The organism is Collinsella sp. SGI.033, from assembly GCF_050315135.1.
Classification (GTDB): Bacteria; Actinomycetota; Coriobacteriia; order Coriobacteriales; family Coriobacteriaceae; genus Collinsella.
The window spans coordinates 1-1,587 of record NZ_JBNPOK010000051.1 but is presented as its reverse complement, the minus strand read 5'-3'; the positions used below and the strand labels follow the sequence as shown (position 1 = coordinate 1,587).

General features: G+C 64.3%; 2 protein-coding genes. Both read right to left on the bottom strand.

Annotation, left to right across the window (positions count from 1 at the left end; genetic code table 11):
* Positions 1 to 7 precede the first annotated feature (7 nt).
* Complete coding sequence (locus ACQRC0_RS08695; RefSeq protein WP_147329364.1) at positions 8 to 841, bottom strand: PTS system mannose/fructose/sorbose family transporter subunit IID; 834 nt, start codon at positions 839 to 841, stop codon at positions 8 to 10.
* On the bottom strand, positions 822 to 1,587 hold a 766-nt coding region (locus ACQRC0_RS08690; protein ID WP_427729304.1), incomplete at its 5' end, for a PTS mannose/fructose/sorbose/N-acetylgalactosamine transporter subunit IIC. The genes ACQRC0_RS08690 and ACQRC0_RS08695, both read right to left, overlap by 20 nt.

Here is a 1,587-nt window from a genome sequence, read left to right as displayed (position 1 = left end):
CGGGCCCTTACGCCAGCACGCCGAAGAACGCGCCGATGATGCCCACGACCATGGTGGCCACGATCAGCACCATGGGGTTGATCTTCTTGGACAGCAGCCAGTAGTACAGCCAGAAGGCGATCATGCCGAGCATGCCGGGCATGATGCCGTCCAGGATGTCCTGGAGGGTCTGGGCGTCCTCGCCCGAGCCGATGGCCACCGGGATGCTGGCCCAGAACATGTCCTTGCACATGGCGCCCACGACCATGACGCCCACGATGCCCACGCAGGTCATGATCTTCTGCATGAGGCCGGTCCTCTGGGCCTCGTCCAGGAAGCCCACGCCCAGCTCGTAGCCCTTGACGGCGCCCCAGATGCGCAGCGCGAAGCCGGGGACGTTGTAGATGAGCAGGAAGGCGATGGGGCCGAAGGGGTTGCCGGCCTGGCACAGGCTGATGCCCACCGCGGCGGCGACCACGCGCAGCGTCGACAGGAAGATGGAGTCGCCGATGCCGGACAGCGGGCCCATGAGGGCGGCCTTGACGTCGTTGACGCTCTCGGGCTCGATCTCGCCGCGGGCGACCTTCTCCTCCATGGCCATCGCGATGCCGCCGACGAACGGGGCGAACTGGACGGTGATGTTGAAGAACGCGCAGTGGCGGTGCAGGGCCTCGGCGTAGTCGTCGGGGCGGCCGGCGTAGATCTTCTTGAGCATGTTGGCGACCATCAGGCAGAAGGCGATGTTCATCTGCTTGTAGTAGGTCCAGGAGAACTCCATGCCCAGGGCGCCGACGTTGACGGCGCTCTTGACGAGGTCGGAGCGCGTGATCTTGTTCTCGGGACTAGAAGTCATCGTCCTCATCCCCTTCCGCGGAGAGCTGGGGCTGGGCTCCGCCCAGGCCGAGCAGGTCGAACTTGTCGATGCCGATGATGATGGCGATCAGGGCGACGCCCAGGACGGGCACGTTGGCGTAGGAGCACAGCAGGAAGCCCAGGAAGTAGAAGGGCACGAGCTGCTTGGTGAGCACCAGGCGGCCGAGCATGGCGAAGCCCATGGCAGGCAGGATGTTGGCGGCAACGCCGCAACCGTCGATGATGAAGGGCGGGATGAAGTCGAGCAGGCCCTGGATGGCGTCGGAACCCAAATAGAAGGCGCCGCCGCACAGCAGGAAGTACTCGACGCAGCCCCAGATTCCAATTCCCCAATGAACGGCGTAGATGCCTTTAAGGTTTCCCTTGAGGGCGAACTTGTCTGCCATATCGACAAACACAGGGAACAAGGCATCGGTAATGTTGCCGATCGTCAGCGCAAGGACGGCGATAGGCATGGCGAGCGCGATGGCCGTCTCGGTACCCTGACCGAGCTGAATGGCAAACGCGCAGGCGAGCACGCCGCCGACGGTTTCGTTAGGCGGCACGTAGGCGCCGATGGAAATCGAGCCCATGAACAGCAACTCCAGGCTGGCGCCAACGGCAAGGCCAGTCTGCAGGTCCCCCAGCACCAGGCCCACGAGCGGGCACAGGACGATGGGGCGGAACGCGTAGAGGGTGCCGAGCTGGTAGTCGAGGCATCCAAACGCTCCGACTAAGCCGACGAGGATTGCTTGG